This is a genomic window from Autumnicola tepida, assembly GCF_031846485.1.
GTDB classification, from domain to species: domain Bacteria; phylum Bacteroidota; class Bacteroidia; order Flavobacteriales; family Flavobacteriaceae; genus Autumnicola; species Autumnicola tepida.
Genome location: NZ_JAVRHQ010000076.1, coordinates 1 through 1,040 on the forward strand (window position 1 = coordinate 1; position 1,040 = coordinate 1,040).

At 29.9% G+C, this 1,040-nt stretch carries 1 protein-coding gene; it reads right to left on the reverse strand.

What is annotated here, in order from left to right; all coding sequences use genetic code 11:
- Positions 1-215: 215 nt before the first annotated feature.
- A partial coding sequence (locus RM553_RS19420; RefSeq protein WP_311536622.1) for a CPBP family intramembrane glutamic endopeptidase occupies positions 216-1,040 on the reverse strand: 825 nt, incomplete at its 5' end.

Here is a 1,040-nt window from a genome sequence, read left to right on the forward strand (position 1 = left end):
GTATAATTACTTTTTTCCGCTAAATGTGAGCGGGATTTTCAATAAGAAAATACACAATATTAGCAGGTTGAAATTTGTAATTCAGTCGGCGCTATTCTTGGCAACGGTCTCGGTTATCGCCAGTTGGCGGATTAAGGGACGCGGATTTGTCGGCTTAGTATTAGTTTGTTGGTCAAGTTAATTATTTTCTTTCTAACGGTGCCGGCTATTGGCGATTAACCGTTGTTGCCTGCAGTAATGATACTATTCTCTTTGTTTTTATTCGCGAAAAAAATTAGTGCTAAACCTATAAGGAAGCAGGATAAATTAAATAGTAGTTCTTGGTTTAATAGCTCCCATATTGATGGATGAAATACTTCTTTTGAAGTGTCTGATATGGTTGTTTTCTGATTTCGAATTCCATTAAAGACTCTTATTAGGGATTGGAGGTTAAAAATTGTATGAATTAAAGACGGTATAAAAATATTTTTAGTTTTATAAAATATCCCACACATTAATACTCCAATACAAAAAGCAGAAATTACCTGGTATGTGATTTCATTTATAGAATCTGGATTTTTAAATAGGTTTATATAATGACCTATTCCAAATAGAAAAGAAGAAAATAATGCGCCTAACCAAATCGATGAAAAATAGTCGGATAATTTGGGGAATATTATTCCTCTAAATAAAATCTCTTCGGTAAATCCTACCAAACTTAAGCTGAATAGAAAAATTAATAATTCTAAAGAAATGGCATTTTTAAATGCACTAAAACTCATTATTATCACGAAGAATAAATAACCAATTGGAATAAGATATATTCTTTTGTCTTTTGATTTTAAGCTTTTTTCAAGATTAAGTCGGAATAATAGAAAGATTAATAAAATTAAAAGAGGAAAAAGTAATATTAAATTTGAAAGGTATCCTTGATATAAGATTGGTAGTGAAAAAGTCTCTATAAAAGAATTTATTGGATGTTCAAGCAAAAGATATGCTATGTATCCAAGGAATAGAATCACAGTATATTTCATAGGAAATTTATCTTTCATTATTGCTGG